This window comes from Pseudomonas sp. ADAK13 (assembly GCF_012935715.1).
GTDB lineage: Bacteria > Pseudomonadota > Gammaproteobacteria > Pseudomonadales > Pseudomonadaceae > Aquipseudomonas.
Map to the genome: position 1 here is coordinate 5,655,287 of NZ_CP052860.1, position 15,344 is coordinate 5,670,630.

Sequence of the window (15,344 nt, forward strand, 5' to 3'; positions counted from 1 at the left end):
TTACTGGCTGGAAACGGAAGAGGTTGTACGGGTGGCCGGCTTGCTCGGCGGCGCCGGCAAGAAGAACATCACCAGGGCCACTGCCAGGTAGATCAGGTAGGCCCCGAGGGTGCTCACGGTCGGGGCGTCCTGGTAACCGAACATGCCGGCCAGCACCGAGCCCAGCGGGCCATCCATCGGCAGCGTCGCGCTGAAATCGAACAGGACGGTTTGCAGGTGGTTCCACACCCCGGCTTCGTGCAGGGCTTGTACCGAGTTGGCCAGGATGCCGGCGGCCACCACCAGGATGAACAGGCCGGTCCAGCGGAAGAACGCACCGAGGTTCAGGCGCATGCTGCCGGTGTAGATCAGGAAGCCGACGATGATCGCCAGGATCAGGCCGAGCAGGGCGCCAATCGGCGCGCCCGGGCCTTCGCTCTGCTGGAACACGGCCAGCAGGAAGAACACGGTTTCCAGGCCTTCGCGGGCCACGGCGAAAAACACCATGGCGATCAGCGCGGTAACCTGGTGTTTGGACCCGGCCAGGGCGTGATCGAGGGATTCATGCAGGGAATGCTTGATGGAGCGCGCCACCTTGCGCATCCAGAACACCATGGAACTGAGAATGCCCACGGCTACCAGGCCGACGATACCTTCAAACAGTTCCTGTTGTTTTTGCGGGAATTCGGCACTGACCAGCTCCAGGCCACCGCCCACCAGCAGCGCCAGGGCGGCTGCCAGAAAAACGCCGATCCACACTGCTGGCATGTACTGGCCACGGCCAGTCTGCTTGAGATAACTGGCAATAATGCCAACGATCAAGGCCGCTTCTATGCCTTCACGCAGCATGATTAAAAATGGAACAAGCATTCGGCACCGAATCATCATTAGATAGGATGCTAAGTTGTAACATAATGATACTCATTACTAAACAGTAAATATTGACCTTTACTGAACCTTGACTGAACGGTGGTGGCAAACCGCAACCGCCACTAGAATGCGCGGCATCGTTCCAGCCACCGGACTGCGCCATACCCCATGTCGGAAAAAGACACGATCTCCATCCATCTGGTGCGCGAAGCCCTGTTGCAGAGCTGCGCGCCGGGTGCGGCGACCCACGAAGTGCTGACCAAGGTCGGGATTGATCCGGCGCTGCTGGAACAGCCAGCCGCACGCGTCCCTGCGACGGCTTACGCGCGTCTGTGGCGCCTGCTGGCACGGCGCATGGACGATGAATTTTTCGGCATGGACCCGCGCAAGCTCAAATCCGGCAGCCTGGAATTCCTTTGTCGCGCCTCGATGGCACAACCGACCCTGGCCGCAGCGCTGGAAACCGGCCTGGGCTTTCTGTCGCTGATGTTCGAGCGCATGCCTGCACAACTGGTACACCAGCAGAGCCTGGCAGAAATCGTATTGTGGGAGCCGGAGCCGGAACCCAAGCGGGCCTTCACCTATTTCGCCTACTGGATGATCGTCCATGGCGTTGCCTGCTGGCTGGCGGGGCGGCGCATCCCGATCCTGGCGATTGAATTGCGCTGTCCGCAACCGGACTTTTGCGACGACTACCAGGTGATGTTCTCCGACAACCTGCGTTTCGACCGGCCCCGCACCCGGATGATTTTCTCCGCCGACTGCCTCGAGCTGCCGATCAAGCGCAGCCCGGAAGAGCTCAAGCGCTTCCTGGCCCATGCCCCGGCCAACATCCTGGTCAAATACCGCGACCCCGACAGCCTCGCCACCCGCATCAAGACCGACCTGCGGCAAATGCCCGCCGACACCTGGCCGGAAACCGAAGGGCTGGCGGCGTCCCTGTGCATCTCGGCGTCGACCCTGCGCCGGCGCCTGGCGGAAGAAGGGCAGACCTACCAGGGCCTCAAGGACAGCGTGCGCAAGGAACTGGCGATCGTGTGGCTGGCCGATGCCGACATCAGCTTTTCCGAAATCGCCACCCGCCTGGGGTTTGCCGATGCCAGCTCGTTCTACAAGGCGTTTCGCAAGTGGTCGGGCTCAAACCCCGGGCATTACCGAAGTTTGATTCTCAATGAGGCCAGTTGAATCACGCAGCCTCGCTATATCCATTTGCTACCTCTTCAGGGAGATATCTGTTGCGAAAATTATGGGCTGTGTTTTTTTGCTGCGCGCTCTTCCCGCTGACCGCCTGGTCGGCGATGGGTATCGGTGATTTCACCCTGGGCATGCCGCGCCAGCAGGTCATCGAGATCCTGCAGCGCCATTTTCCGGCAGTGACACTGGAAAAGAACATGCTGTTTGAGCCGCCGATGCCTTACTACAGGGCACTTGAACCGAACCGCGCCTATAACCTGGGTGATGTTCCGATATACGTTGTGCGGGCCTACTTCGATGGGGCCGACCGGCTCAGTCAGCTCGGCATAAGCTTCAACACTACCGATGCCGAGCGGGTCAAAACGCTGGTGCCGTTGATGCGCCAGGCGCACCTGGCCCCAGGCACAGATGAAGGTCGGTACGAAGCGCTTTTCGATGACGGTGAGCTGACCTATTCAGTCAACAATTTTTATGAGTGGACAACCGTCGAGATCGCTGACAAACGCATGTCAGACCTGAATATTCGGATGCGCGCCCACGACGACCAGTTCGCCCGTTCGGTCCGGGAAAAGCACCCGCAGCTCTTCACGCCGTCCAAGTAGTGTGTGAAAAATCCACGCGCCCGTTCCTGGTCGTTGATCCAGGCAAAAAAAAGCCCCGCGACCGAATGAGTGCACGGGGCAAAAAATTGGCTGGATGCGACCAACCAAAGGAGCTCTTTAAATCACATCACTTGGCACTGGCGATGGTGGTACTCGGCTGCCAGCCACCCCCCAGCGCCTTGTAGATCGCCACGATGCCGCGATACAGATCCACCTCGGCCTGGGCCTGGGAATCCTCGGCGGCCAGACGCTCACGCTGCGCGTCCAGCAACACCAGGAAGTCCACGGTACCTTCGCGGTAGCGAATCTCCGCCAGATCGGCAGCAGCGCGGCTCGACTCACTCTGACGAATCAGCGAGACCAGACGCTGCTGGCGTTTGCCGTAATCACTGAAGGCATTTTCCGATTCTTCCAGCGCCAGCAGTACCTGCTGCTCGTAGGTCGCCAGGGCACCATCAGCCTCGGCATCCGCACCCCGCAACCGCGCCCGCACGCTGCCCAGGTCGAACGCCGCCCAGGTAATGCTTGGGCCCAGGGACCAGGCATTGGCTGCTGCCGAACCAATCTGCGAACCACGCCCGGCGGTGAAGCCGAGGAAGCCGCTGAGGCTCACCCGCGGAAACAGATCAGCCTTGGCCACGCCAATGCGCGCGGTGGCTGCTGCCAATTTACGCTCGGCACTGAGGATGTCCGGGCGACGTTGCAGCAGTTGCCCCGGGTCACCAATCGGCAATGCCTTGGCAATCGCCGGCAAGTCTTTCGGGCTCAGGTCCACGGTCAACTTGTCCGGGCGCTCGCCGAGCAGGGTGGCGATGCGGTTACGCTCGCGCACTTCCTCGGCCTGCAGTTGCGGCACGCTGGCTTCTACAGCGGCCAGACGCGCATCGGCACGCACCACGTCGAGCTGATCGCCCACACCGGCATCCCGCAGGCTGACGGTGATGCCCCGTGAATCTTCCTGGTTCTTCAGGTTGGCAACGGCAATTTTCTCGCGCAGTTGCGCGCCCCGCAGTTGACCGTAGGCATCCACCAGCTCGGCAATCATGGTGACTTGCAGCTGATACAGATCGGCTTCGGCTGCCTGTTGGTCAGCGTCGCTGGCTTCCAGGTTGCGGCGGATGCGCCCGAACAAATCCACTTCCCAGGCCATGTCCAGGCCCAGGTCATACCGCTCGCTGTTGACGCGGTTGGTGGTCTGGCCGGGAATCTGGCCTTTGCCCACGTCGCTGCTGACGCGGCTGGTGATCACCGGCATCACGTCGTTGGCGGCGTCGTCACGAATCGCCCGGGCGGCCCGCAGGCGGGCAAATGCCACCCGCAGGTCACGGTTGCCGTTCAGGGATTGAGTCACCAACTGGTTGAGGGTCGGGTCGTCGAACTGCTGCCACCAGATGCCTTCGTACTTCGCGTGGTCGTACTGCTTGGCGTCGGCGGCGGCCGTTACGTTGGCCGCCTCCAGTGGCTGGGTTTTATAGTCCGGGCCCACGGCACAGGCGCTCAGCGCCAGTACCAGCAAGCTCGGCAGAAATACTTTCACGCTCATTGCTGTGTCTCCAGCTTCAAGGCCTTGGCCGCTTTGCGGGCCTCACCGCGCTCAACAAACCGGCGGATCAGTACATAGAACACTGGCGTCAGCAGCAGACCGAAGAAGGTCACACCGATCATCCCGGAGAACACCGCCACACCCATGGCATGACGCATCTCTGCACCGGCACCGCTGGACAACACCAGAGGCACCACACCCATGATGAAGGCGAACGAGGTCATCAGGATCGGCCGCAGACGCAGACGGCAGGCTTCCAGTACCGCGGCGAGCGGGTCGAGGCCTTCCTGCTGTTTATCCTTGGCGAACTCGACGATCAGAATCGCGTTCTTACAGGCCAGGCCCACCAGTACGATCAGGCCAATCTGGGTAAAGATGTTGTTGTCGCCGCCGGAGATAATCACCCCGGTAATGGCCGACAGCAGGGTCATCGGTACGATCAGGATCACCGCCAGTGGCAGGCTCCAGCTTTCGTATTGGGCTGCCAGCACCAGGAACGCCAGCAGTACGCAGAGCGGGAACACGAACAGCGCGGTGTTGCCCGAGAGGATTTGCTGATAGGTCAGGTCGGTCCACTCGTAGGTCATGCCGTTGGGCAGTTCATCTTTCAACAGTTTCTCGATCGCCGCCTGGGCCTGGCCGGAGCTGTAGCCTGGTGCGGCGTTGCCGTTGATCTCTGCAGTGATGAAGCCGTTGTAGTGCATCACGCGGTCCGGGCCCGAGGTGTCGCTGACCTTGATGAAGGTCGCCAGCGGGATCATCTCGCCTTTGTTGTTACGTACTTTCAACTGACCGATCTGGTCTTCATCCAGGCGGAACTGTTGATCAGCCTGCACGTTGACCTGGTAAGTCCGGCCGAAGCGGTTGAAGTCGTTGGCATACAACGAACCCAGGTAGATCTGCAGGGTGTCGAAGATGTCGCTGATCGCCACGCCGTGGGTCTTGGCCTTTTCGCGGTCGATGGCGGCATCGACCTGGGGCACGTTGACCGTGTAGCTGGTGAACAGGCCGAACAACTCGGGGGTGGTGCGGCTTTTGGTAATGATGTTCTGGACTTCTTTATACAGCTCGTCGTAACCCAGGTTGCCACGGTCTTCGACCTGCAGGCGGAACCCGCCAATCGTACCCAGGCCCTGTACCGGCGGCGGTGGGAAGATCGCCATGTAGGCTTCCTGGATGCTGCTGTATTTGCCGTTCAGTGCACCGGCAATCGCGCCGGCCGACATGCTCGGATCTTTACGCTCATCGAACGGTTTCAAGGTCACGAACACGATGCCGCTGTTCGGGCTGTTGGTGAAACCGTTGATCGACAGGCCCGGGAACGCTACGGCACTTTCCACGCCTGGCTGTTTCAGCGCGATGTCGGACATGCGCTTGATCACGTCTTCGGTACGGTCCAGGCTCGCGGCGTCCGGCAATTGCGCGAAGGCCACCAGGTATTGCTTGTCCTGGGCCGGTACGAAACCGGTAGGTGTGTGGGCAAAGCCCAGCCAGGTCAGGACCATCAGGCCGGCGTACAGGAACAGGGCGATACCACTGCCGCGAATCACTCGGCGCACAGTGCCGACGTAACCATGGCTGGCCTTGTCGAAGAAGCGGTTGAACGGTTTGAACAACCAGCCGCCCAGCAGCTTGTCGAGGAACTTGGAGAAGCCGTCTTTCGGTGCGTTGTGACCTTTAAGCAATACCGCGGCCAGTGCCGGCGACAAGGTCAACGAGTTGAACGCCGAAATCACCGTCGAGATCGCAATGGTCAAGGCGAACTGCTTATAGAACTGCCCGGTCAAGCCGCTGATAAACGCCGCTGGAATGAACACCGCACACAGTACCAACGCGGTCGCGATGATCGGGCCGGTCACTTCGCTCATGGCTTTTTCAGTGGCCGGGAACGGTTCCAGTCCAAGCTCGATGTTCCGCTCGACGTTCTCCACCACCACGATGGCGTCGTCCACCACGATACCGATGGCGAGTACCAGGCCGAACAGCGACAGCGCGTTGAGTGAGAAGCCGAACAGGTGCATCACCGCAAACGTACCGATCAACGATACCGGCACCGCCACCAACGGAATGATCGAGGCGCGCCAGGTTTGCAGGAACAGGATCACCACCAGCACCACGAGGATCAATGCTTCGAAGAGCGTGTGTACCACCGCTTCGATGGAGCCACGCACGAAGATGGTCGGGTCATAGACGATGCTGAAATCCATGCCTTCCGGGAAGCTCTTTTTCAGCTCCGCCATCTTGTCGCGTACTTCGTTGGAGATCTGGATCGCGTTGGAACCCGGGCGCTGGAAGATCGGGATCGCCACCGCCGGCTGGTTGTTGAGCAGCGAGCGCAGGGCGTACTGGCTGGAACCCAGCTCAACCCGTGCGATGTCTTTGAGGCGGGTGATCTCACCGTTATCGCCGGAGCGGATAATGATGTTCTCGAACTCTTCCTCGGTGACCAGGCGACCCTGGGTGTTCACCGACAACTGGAAGCTGGTGGCATTCGGTGCAGGTTGCGCACCCAGGGCACCGGCGGCCACTTGACGGTTCTGCTCGCGAATCGCGGTCACCACATCCGTGGCGGTCAGGTTGCGCGAAGCGGTCTTGTTCGGGTCCAGCCAAACACGCAGGGAGTAGTCGCCCATGCCGAACAGTTGCACGTCACCCACGCCGCCCAGGCGTGCCAGCTCATCCTTTACGTTGAGCAAGGCATAGTTGGACAGGTAGAGCATGTCGTAGCGCTTGTCCGGGGAGGTCAAGTGCACAACCATGGTCAGGTCGGGGGAGGCCTTGTCCACGGTAATACCGATACGCGTCACTTCCTCAGGCAGCTTTGGCTGAGTCCGGGTGACACGGTTCTGTACCTGCACCTGCGCGTTGTCCAGGTCGGTGCCCAGGGCGAAGGTGATGGTCAGGGTCAGCTTGCCGTCGGCGGTCGACTGCGAGGACATGTACAGCATGTTCTCGACGCCGGTGATCGCTTGCTCCAGCGGGGCGGCTACGGTTTCACCGATGACCTTGGGGTTGGCACCCGGGAAGTTCGCACGTACCACGACGGTCGGCGGCACCACTTCCGGGTATTCGCTGATCGGCAGCTGGAACAGCGAGATCGCACCCGCGATCAGGATCAGCAGCGAGAGCACCGCTGCGAAGATCGGCCGCGAAATGAAGAACTTGGAAAAATTCATCTTGAGTTGTATCCCTTAACCGCGTGGAGTCGCGACACTGGCGAGCTTGGGCGCGGCTTTATCCGGCGCCACTTGCTCCAGGTTGCTGGCTTCAAGCGCTTGTCGTTGTTGTGCCAAGGCGGCGAGGGTTTCCTTGCTGGCCATCGGGATGGTTTCCGGCGCAACCGGCGACCCCGGGCGAACGCGCTGCAGGCCCTTGACGATGATCGTGTCGTCCTTGTTCAGGCCGCTGCGCACGATGCGCAAGCCTTCGATCTTCGGCCCCAGTTCCACGGCGCGATAGGCGGGCTTGTCGCCTTCCATCACCAGTACGAACTTCTTGCCAAGGTCAGTGCCCACGGCTTCATCGTTGATCAGTACGGCGGAGTAGGTGCCGCTGCCGACCAGCTTCAAGCGGGCATACAGGCCAGGGGTGTATTCACCCTTGCTGTTGTCGAACACGGCGCGACCGCGAATGGTGCCGGTGGCCGGGTTGACCTGGTTGTCGACGAAGTTCATCTGGCCCAGGTGCGGGTTGCCGTCTTCATTGGACAGGCCCAGGTACACCGGGGTGGTGGCGCCACGGCGACCCTGGCGTGCGAGTTCGGTGTACTTGAGGTACACGCGCTCATCGGCGTCGAAGTAGGCGTAGACCTTGTCGGTGGACACCACGCTGGTCAGCGCGGTGACATCGGCGGTCACCAGGTTGCCGGCGGTGATCTCGGCACGGCTGACACGGCCGCTGATGGGCGAGGTGACGCGGGTGAAGCTCAGGTTCAGCTTGGCCAGGTCCAACTGCGCCTGGATCCCGGCCACCGTGGCGTGGGCTTCCTGGGCGGCGGTGGTGCGCGAGTCGGCCAGTTCGGCGGAGATCGCATTGCTCTGGCGCAGGCGTTCGCCGCGCTGGGCTTCGTTATCGCTGCGGGTGGCGGCGGCCTTGGTTTGGGCAAGTTGTGCTTCGAGGCGGCGCACTTCAGCCTGGAACGGACGCGGGTCGATCTGGAACAGCAGGTCGCCTTTCTTGACCAGTGCGCCTTCGGTAAAGGCTACCTGATCGATCTGGCCCGACACGCGCGGACGAATCTGCACGGTTTCCGGTGCTTCGAGGCGGCCGGTGAACTCGTCCCACTCGTTGACCGGTTGTTCCAGCACCTTGGCCACGCTGACGTGGCTCGGTGGCATGGCGGCCGCTTGTTCTGGGGTCTTGCCGCACGCGCTCATCACCATCACGGCCAAAATGGCCAGGGGATAGCGCAAATGTTTGAGTGACTGTTCCATGAGGTGCATCCGCCAATGTATTTAAGATGGGCGGATCATGCTCGGCGGGGTGCTATCTCAGAAATCGAATGAAACAAAGGTAACTATCATTCGGAATGATATAAGCGTAAAGCGAGCCCTCTAGGATGGGGGTTTCGTTAGGGAGCTATCAATAGCGTTGATGACAAAGGACTGTTGCGCAAGATGCAAGGAACAGCGCGCCGTGCAAACTGTCTAGGGTGGTTGCTATTCGAATGTGCACAGCGTGGGGTTGGTTGCCTTGCATTCGTTTCCTGTCCAGGCGCTGCCAACAGGCTTGGCGTTGGCTTGGTTTTTCAGGGTCATGCTCACCGGCTCATGGTTCTGATCGAGGTAGTGGCATGCCACAGACGACTGACCCTGGCTGCTTTGGATCACCGCCTTTTCGAACTGGACCTGGTGCAGGTCCTTCTGCTCTGTCATCGGGTTTTGCCCGGTCCATTGCTGACCGCCCGGGCCGGACGCGTTGTAGGCAACCACTTCGCCAGACGGCGTCTTTTTGAAAGCATCTTTAAGGGCATTGGTGGGCGGGCAGGCGCCAGCCCCAGCATAGGCGTTGCCCACCAGCGCCATCAGGGTAATCACGAGGGCTGAGGTTTTCTTGAGCTGCCTATTCATCACGCGTGCTCCTGATCTTGAGAAACCGTGACGTGAAGACTAGCCCAAACCGGTAACGCCGGACGCTGTTAAATCCACACGTCGTTGATCGCGGTGCGCTCCCCACCTTCCGTGCCGGTGTTCAACACACCGCAGGGCTCGATCAACAGCAACTTCACCTCACCCAATGCGTGCGGCTTGTGCTCGACGCCTTTGGGCACCACGTACATTTCCCCTTGGCCGATCGTCACGGCGCCATCGCGAAAGTCGATGCGCAGCGTGCCCTCCAGCACGATAAAGGTTTCATCGGTGTCGGCGTGGTCGTGCCAGATGAAGTCCCCTTCAATCTTCACCACCTTGAACTGGTAGTCGTTCATTTGCGCGACGACCTTGGGCGCCCATTGCTCGCTGAACAGGGCGTATTTGCTGGCGAAGTTGATCGGTGTGTAATTCGTCGAGGTGGAGGTGGCAGGCATTTGGAGGTTCCAGGGTTTCAATAGGTCGGAGCCCTAAGTTAGGCGCATCGGTCCCGCCGGATATTGAATGATCGTGCAGCGCGCAACGCTGGGGTGTGGACGCAACTGTTGGCTGGGCAACAGCAGTCGGACAGTTGTGGTTTGCGCGGGACAGCGCAATACCGAGTGTTGTTTTCATCCAGTTGATTTTATTGATATTTATTTGTGGCACGGGCTCTGCAACACACACAGGTGAACCCTTTCACCCGTCGCTCAGCGGAGCCTTGTATGCCTTGCACCTTTTTCTCGCGTTCACGTTTCATCTGGCTGGGCGCAGCGCTCTTGCTGGGCCACGCCGCCATCTCCCAGGCCGCCGAGGGCGATGACGCGGTGCCGTCCCTGGCCGGCAAGCGCATTGCCGTGAGCATGACCGGCACCAGTCACTATTTCGATATCAAGGCCTTCCAGGCACAGGTCGACGAGATCAAGCGCCTCGGCGGCACGCCCATCACCCTGGATGCCGGGCGCAATGACAAGAACCTGGTGACCCAGCTGCAAACCGTGGTCACCCAGAAACCCGATGCCGTGATCCAGACCCTTGGCACCCTCAGCGTGATCGACCCGTGGCTCAAGCGCATCAGCAAGGCCGGCATTCCGCTGTTCACCATCGACGCGCCTTCGCAGTACAGCCTCAACAACACCACCTCCGATAACGTCGCCACCGGCAAGGCCCTGGCCGACCAGTTGATCAAGGACGCCGGTGGCAAGGGCAAGATCCTGGTGTTCAACGGCTTCTATGGCGTGCCGGTGTGCGCGATTCGCTACGACCAGTTGAAGCTGGCGCTCAAGGATCACCCGCAACTGGAGATCATCCAGCCGGAGCTGCGGGATGTGATTCCCAACACGGTGCAGGATGCCTATTCCCAAGTGTCCGCCTTGCTCAACAAGTACCCGGCCGGCAGCGTCTCGGCGATCTGGGCGGCGTGGGACATTCCGCAACTCGGCGCGAGCAAGGCGCTGATCGATGCCAAGCGCACCGAGATCAAGACCTATGGCGTGGACGGCACGCCTGAAGTGCTGGAACTGCTTGGCCAGGCGAACTCGCCGGTGGGCGCGGTGGTGGCCCAACAACCGGCGCTGATCGGCAAGACCGCGGTGCAGAACGTCGCCCGTTACCTGGCCGGGCAGCGGGACCTGCCCAAGGAAACCCATGTACCGACGTTGCTGACCACTGCTGCCAACCTGGCGCAGGTCCAGCAATTGCGGGGTGATTGATGGCGGCGTTGCACCTGCAACATCTGCGCAAACGCTTCGGCGCCACCCTGGCGCTGGATGATGCGAGCCTGAAAGTCGAGCGCGGCACCATTCACGGCCTGGTGGGCGAGAACGGTGCCGGCAAGTCGACCTTGATCAAGGTGTTGGCGGGTATCCATAAGGCGGATTCGGGGCAGGTGAGCATTGACGGCCAGTCGTACGCCTCGCTCTCGCCGCGCCAGGTGGACGCGCTGGGTGTGCAGTTCATTCATCAGGAGCGGCTGTTGCCGGCGAGTTTCACCGTGGGCGAAGCGCTGTTCTTCGGGCATGAGTTGCGCCGGGGCCCGTTTGTCGATCGGCGGCGGCAACAGCGCGAAGCCGAGCGCTTGCTGGCGGACTATTTTGAACTGCAACTGCCGGCCGGCGCACTGGTCGGCGAGCTGAACAGCGCTGAACGCCAGGTGCTGCAAATCACCCGGGCGTTGATTCGCCAGCCGAAGATCCTGGTGTTCGACGAGCCCAGCGTGGCCCTGGTCAAGCGTGAAGTCGATCAACTGCTGCGGATCGTCAAGCGTCTGCGGGACCAGGGGTTGTCGATCCTCTACATTTCCCACTATCTGCAGGAAATCGACAGCCTCTGTGATGAGGTGACGGTATTGCGCAATGGCCGCGATGTGGCGGTGGTGCAGCCGCGGCACACCTCCAGCGCGCAGATTGCGCGGTTGATGGTCAATCGCGACGTCCAGGAGATGTACCCCAAGGCGCAGGTCGAGCCCGGCGAGCCATTGCTGCAAGTGCGCGGGCTGAACCTGGCCCGGCGCTACCGGCAGGTCGACCTGGAACTGCGCCGGGGCGAAATCGTCGGCCTGACCGGGCTGGTCGGCTCGGGGGCCAAGGATTTGCTCAAGACCCTGTTTGGCGTGGTGCGTGCCGACAGCGGCAGCATTCATCTGGAAGGGCGTTTGTTGCGCCTGCGTTCCCCTGGCGACGCCATCGCCCAGGGGATTGCCCTGGTGCCGGAAGAGCGCCGCAGCCAGGGGATTTCACCGCTGCTCTCGGTGCTGGAAAACCTCACGCTTGCTGGCCTTGAGCGCTTCAGTCGCTGGGGTGTGCTGAGCAAACGCCAGGAACAGGCCGAAAGCCTGCGGCTGATCCATGAATTGGCAATCAAGGCGCCGGGCCCGCAGGCAGCGGTCCGCCAGTTGAGCGGCGGCAACCAGCAGAAGGTTGCCTTGGGCAAATGGCTGAGCCGGCGCTCGGCGGTGTACCTGCTGGATGAGCCGTGCGTGGGGGTGGATGTCGGCGCCAAAGTCGAAATTTATCGCCTGATCGGGCGTCTGGTGGAAGAGGGCGCTGCGGTGCTGGTGTTGTCCTCTGACCTGCCGGAGCTGCTGGGCATTTGCGACCGCATCCTGGTGTTGCACCGAGGCGAGATTGCCGGCGAATTCCAGGCCGGTGAGGCGGACAGTGATCAACTGCTGGCGTGTGCGACGGGCGCGGTGCTACCCACCGCATCCGTACCGGTGAAACAGGAGGTGGCGCATGTCCCTGCTTGAAACGGCTACCCCGGGTTTGTCCCAGCGATTATGGGTGCTGTTGTTGCGCCGTGGTTCGGTGGGGGTGTTCCTCGCGATCTTGCTGGGGTTTGCCGTCTCTGCGCCGAACTTCCTGTCGGTGGGCAATATCGCCAATGTGTTCAGCCAGTCGGCGATCCTCGGTGTACTTGCCTTCGGCCTGACCTGCGTGATTATCGGCGGCGGCTCCAACGTGGTGGCTGGCGGCCTCGACCTGTCACTGGCGGCAAACCTGGGCCTGTGTGCGGCGGTGTTCAGCCGGCTCAACAACGCCGGACTCGACCTTTGGGCCAGCCTGTTGCTGACCCTGGCCTGCGGCCTGACGGTCGGCCTGCTCAACGGCCTGGCCGTGGTGGTGCTGCGCCTGCCACCCTTGCTCGCGACCCTGGCAAGCATGAACGTGCTGGCCGGGCTGGAGCTGGTCCTGACCGAAAACACCGTGGTCTCCACCGACTCGCCGTTGCTCGACCTGCTCAGCGGCGGGACTTGGCTGGGCGTGCCGGCGCTCGCCTGGGTGTTGCTGGTGACAGCTTTCCTGCTGACGTTGCTGATCCAGCACACCGCCTACGGGTTGCGCCTGCATGCCGTCGGCGAATATCCACACGCTGCCGAGGCCGCCGGGATTCGGGTGCCGGCCTATGTGCTTTCCAGCTATTTGCTGTCGGGGCTGTGTGCAGCGGTGGCAGCCTTGTGTTCAGCCGCCTTTTTCAGCGGCAGCACCACGGGCTCCGGCGACATGCTGTTGTCGGTGGTGGCGATCGCTTTTCTCGGGGTGGTGTTTTCCCGGCGACTGGTGGCGAGCATTCCCGGCACCTTGCTGGCGACCTTGTTGATCGGTTTTTTGATCAACGGATTTCAGTTGCTTAACCTGTCGAGCTTCTGGGTCAACGGTGTGCAGGGCGTGCTGATTCTGCTGGTGGTCGCGGCCTCCAGCGCATTGAACCGGGGAGAGCGGTCATGAGTCGGGTCACAGCGTTAAAGGTGCAAGGCGGCTGGCGTTCGCTGTTGCCCCTGACGTTGCCGCTGGTATTCGTGGCAATCGTGCTGGTGTTTGCCTGGCAGGCGCCCGCATTCCTCAGTGGCGGCAACCTGAAAAGCCTGGTGCTGAACAACTTCGTGCTGCTGGCGATTGTCGCCATCGGCATGACCTACGCGGTAGCGGCCGGTGGTATTGATTTGTCGGTAGGCACCGCGCTGGATTTCGCCAGCTTCAGCTTCGTGGTGTTGCTGAATGCCGGGCACGGGTTGGGTGTTGCGATTGCTGGCGCGTTGGCCGCCGGGTTGCTGGTCGGGCTGTTCAATGCCGGGTTGATCGCGGGGCTGCGGATCAGTCCGTTCCTGGCAACCCTGGGCACCTTGTTTATCGGCACCAGTGCCCAGCAGTTGCTCTCGGACGGCGGCCAGCCGATCTACATCGCCCAAGGCTTCAAGCCCGAGCTGGCGAGCTTCAGCCTGTTGGGCGTGCCCTTGCCGTTATTGATCGTGCTGGTATTGGCCGTGGTCTACGGCTTGTTGCTGGCCCGTGGACGCCTGGGGCGCGAACTGCTGGCCCAGGGCACCCAGCCGTTGCTGGCGTATTACTCGGGGCTGTCGGTGCGGCGCATCGTCACCACCACGGTGCTGGCGGCGGCGCTGGCGTGCGCGGTGGCGGGGATTCTGCTCAGTTCGACGGTAAGCGCGTATGTGCCGTTGTCGGGCAATGCGTTCCTGCTGAACGCGATTGGCGCGGTGTTTATCGGCACCACCCTGAATCGGCAAGGTCGGGCGAATATCCCGGGCACGCTGCTGGGGGTGCTGTTTATCAATGTCATCGCCAATGGCTTGCTGTTGATCGGCTGGAATTTCTACTGGCAGCAGGTAGCCACCGGTGTGCTGATTTTTGTGGTGCTGGCCTTCAGTTTTATCAGCCGCAGGATTGCGCAGAACACCTGAGGCGCGGCGCCCCAGGTGTGCATCTGGCCGTTACTTTTCCCAGTCAGCCTTGGGAATCAACAGGCCGTGGTTGCCGTTATAGGCGGCGCGCTCGGGTTGTTTCCAGCCCTCCAGCAGCGCGTCGTCGAGGCGGTAGATCTCAACCCCCAGCGGCCGGCAGACCTTCAGCGGGTCTTCGGCGTCCGGCCCCCACATCGGCAGCGACAGGTCGCCACCGGGGCAGGTGGAGAGGGCGCACAGCAGGTCGATTTCGGCAAAGAACTCCAGGTAGTCGCCCTGCTTGGCCGGGCAGGCTTTCATGAAGTACATGTCGTCGTGATTGAGGCCGGTGCACTGGAAGATGTTCAGCACGTCGTGCACGTCGAACTCGGTCAGGCCGTGGGGCAGCACCGCACGGGTCAGGTTGGAGTGGCAGTGGTGGTGGAAGTCTTCGCCGGTGAGCATCTTGTTCACGTAAGGGTCGCAGCGCGTGCCCAGTAAGTCGTGCAGGCGCCCGCCGTGTTCGTCGATGCCGTAGTCGGCCAGGCTGTCGTCGGTGATGGTGACCATCGGCCGCAAAAACGGCAGGTTCGACCACAGGCGGTCGTAGGTCGTGACGTGGGCGCCTTGCAGTTGGCGGGTGCGTGCCGCCCACATGCGTTCGCGGGGGTCGTTGGCGCTCCACACATTGAAGTCGCCGACCTGCGGGCCAACCGGTGTGGTCACGCGGAACACATGGCCCGCCGGGACTTTCCAGGCGCGGCCGGTGCGGATCGGCACTTCGAACTGCTCGATCAGGGTGCGGCCATCCCGGGACTCGCGCACGCGGTCATAGAAAGCCTTGTCGACCTGCAAGGCAGCACCTTTGCTGACTTGGTAGGCGGCTGGGTAGTCCTTGTACATGGTGGGTCCTC

Annotated in this window: 13 protein-coding genes; 6 read left to right on the forward strand and 7 right to left on the reverse strand. The window is 61.7% G+C overall.

Annotated elements, in window-relative coordinates; translation table 11 throughout:
• Positions 1-849 (reverse strand): iron uptake transporter permease EfeU, encoded by an 849-nt coding sequence (efeU, locus tag HKK54_RS26080; RefSeq protein ID WP_010169493.1) that lies wholly within the window; start codon positions 847-849, stop codon positions 1-3.
• A gap of 168 nt (positions 850-1,017) precedes the next feature.
• Here efeU and HKK54_RS26085 point away from each other — a divergent pair, with 168 nt between their 5' ends.
• Together HKK54_RS26085 and HKK54_RS26090 are read left to right on the forward strand one after the other, a co-directional pair.
• Complete coding sequence (locus HKK54_RS26085; RefSeq protein WP_169388307.1) at positions 1,018-2,034, forward strand: AraC family transcriptional regulator; 1,017 nt, start codon at positions 1,018-1,020, stop codon at positions 2,032-2,034.
• 50 nt (positions 2,035-2,084) lie between these two features.
• Entirely contained in the window at positions 2,085-2,645 is a 561-nt protein-coding gene (locus tag HKK54_RS26090) for a hypothetical protein (protein WP_237150994.1), read from the forward strand.
• A 127-nt stretch (positions 2,646-2,772) separates the two neighbouring features.
• Here HKK54_RS26090 and HKK54_RS26095 read toward each other — a convergent pair whose 3' ends face one another.
• From HKK54_RS26095 to HKK54_RS26115, 5 genes are all read right to left on the reverse strand, one after another.
• The gene (locus HKK54_RS26095; RefSeq protein ID WP_169388308.1) at positions 2,773-4,188 is read right to left on the reverse strand and encodes an efflux transporter outer membrane subunit; all 1,416 of its coding nucleotides are present in this window, start codon (positions 4,186-4,188) and stop codon (positions 2,773-2,775) included.
• The gene (locus tag HKK54_RS26100; protein ID WP_010169485.1) at positions 4,185-7,364 is read right to left on the reverse strand and encodes an efflux RND transporter permease subunit; all 3,180 of its coding nucleotides are present in this window, start codon (positions 7,362-7,364) and stop codon (positions 4,185-4,187) included. The genes HKK54_RS26095 and HKK54_RS26100 overlap by 4 nt, the downstream gene beginning before the upstream one ends.
• 15 nt (positions 7,365-7,379) lie before the next feature.
• Entirely contained in the window at positions 7,380-8,621 is a 1,242-nt protein-coding gene (mexE, locus tag HKK54_RS26105; RefSeq protein ID WP_169388309.1) for a multidrug efflux RND transporter periplasmic adaptor subunit MexE, read from the reverse strand.
• A gap of 225 nt (positions 8,622-8,846) precedes the next feature.
• The gene (locus HKK54_RS26110) at positions 8,847-9,257 is read right to left on the reverse strand and encodes a DUF3757 domain-containing protein (RefSeq protein ID WP_169388310.1); all 411 of its coding nucleotides are present in this window, start codon (positions 9,255-9,257) and stop codon (positions 8,847-8,849) included.
• Between the two features lie 68 nt (positions 9,258-9,325).
• On the reverse strand, positions 9,326-9,712 hold the full coding sequence (locus tag HKK54_RS26115) for a cupin domain-containing protein (protein WP_169388311.1): 387 nt from the start codon (positions 9,710-9,712) through the stop codon (positions 9,326-9,328).
• A 267-nt stretch (positions 9,713-9,979) separates the two neighbouring features.
• Between HKK54_RS26115 and HKK54_RS26120 the strand changes: the two genes are divergently transcribed.
• Genes HKK54_RS26120 through HKK54_RS26135 form a run of 4 tightly spaced genes read left to right on the forward strand, consistent with a single transcriptional unit; the run spans position 9,980 to position 14,451 of the window.
• Positions 9,980-10,966, forward strand: coding sequence for a sugar ABC transporter substrate-binding protein (locus tag HKK54_RS26120; protein ID WP_169388312.1), 987 nt, complete (start codon positions 9,980-9,982; stop codon positions 10,964-10,966).
• Entirely contained in the window at positions 10,966-12,501 is a 1,536-nt protein-coding gene (locus HKK54_RS26125; protein WP_169388313.1) for a sugar ABC transporter ATP-binding protein, read from the forward strand. The genes HKK54_RS26120 and HKK54_RS26125 overlap by 1 nt, the downstream gene beginning before the upstream one ends.
• A complete protein-coding gene (locus tag HKK54_RS26130) occupies positions 12,488-13,480 on the forward strand; it encodes an ABC transporter permease (RefSeq protein WP_169388314.1) in 993 nt (330 codons plus the stop codon). The genes HKK54_RS26125 and HKK54_RS26130 overlap by 14 nt, the downstream gene beginning before the upstream one ends.
• Positions 13,477-14,451: an ABC transporter permease gene (locus HKK54_RS26135; RefSeq protein ID WP_169388315.1), complete on the forward strand. Its 975-nt coding sequence runs from the start codon at positions 13,477-13,479 to the stop codon at positions 14,449-14,451. The genes HKK54_RS26130 and HKK54_RS26135 overlap by 4 nt, the downstream gene beginning before the upstream one ends.
• A gap of 30 nt (positions 14,452-14,481) precedes the next feature.
• On the opposite strand, the gene HKK54_RS26140 is transcribed toward HKK54_RS26135, so the two are convergent.
• Positions 14,482-15,333 carry an urea carboxylase-associated family protein gene (locus HKK54_RS26140; protein WP_003210853.1) on the reverse strand — a complete coding sequence of 284 codons (852 nt, stop codon included), beginning with the start codon at positions 15,331-15,333 and terminating at the stop codon, positions 14,482-14,484.
• Positions 15,334-15,344 lie beyond the last annotated feature (11 nt).

Excerpts from the sequence above, each read along its gene's own strand:
- HKK54_RS26115 (WP_169388311.1), bottom strand. The coding sequence starts at position 9,712 with ATGCCTGCCACCTCCACCTCGACGAATTACACACCGATCAACTTCGCC.
- HKK54_RS26110 (WP_169388310.1), bottom strand. The coding sequence starts at position 9,257 with ATGAATAGGCAGCTCAAGAAAACCTCAGCCCTCGTGATTACCCTGATG.
- mexE (WP_169388309.1), bottom strand. The coding sequence starts at position 8,621 with ATGGAACAGTCACTCAAACATTTGCGCTATCCCCTGGCCATTTTGGCC.
- HKK54_RS26130 (WP_169388314.1), top strand. The coding sequence starts at position 12,488 with ATGTCCCTGCTTGAAACGGCTACCCCGGGTTTGTCCCAGCGATTATGG.
- HKK54_RS26095 (WP_169388308.1), bottom strand. The coding sequence starts at position 4,188 with ATGAGCGTGAAAGTATTTCTGCCGAGCTTGCTGGTACTGGCGCTGAGC.
- HKK54_RS26140 (WP_003210853.1), bottom strand. The coding sequence starts at position 15,333 with ATGTACAAGGACTACCCAGCCGCCTACCAAGTCAGCAAAGGTGCTGCC.
- HKK54_RS26135 (WP_169388315.1), top strand. The coding sequence starts at position 13,477 with ATGAGTCGGGTCACAGCGTTAAAGGTGCAAGGCGGCTGGCGTTCGCTG.
- HKK54_RS26085 (WP_169388307.1), top strand. The coding sequence starts at position 1,018 with ATGTCGGAAAAAGACACGATCTCCATCCATCTGGTGCGCGAAGCCCTG.
- efeU (WP_010169493.1), bottom strand. The coding sequence starts at position 849 with ATGCTTGTTCCATTTTTAATCATGCTGCGTGAAGGCATAGAAGCGGCC.
- HKK54_RS26100 (WP_010169485.1), bottom strand. The coding sequence starts at position 7,364 with ATGAATTTTTCCAAGTTCTTCATTTCGCGGCCGATCTTCGCAGCGGTG.
- HKK54_RS26125 (WP_169388313.1), top strand. The coding sequence starts at position 10,966 with ATGGCGGCGTTGCACCTGCAACATCTGCGCAAACGCTTCGGCGCCACC.
- HKK54_RS26120 (WP_169388312.1), top strand. The coding sequence starts at position 9,980 with ATGCCTTGCACCTTTTTCTCGCGTTCACGTTTCATCTGGCTGGGCGCA.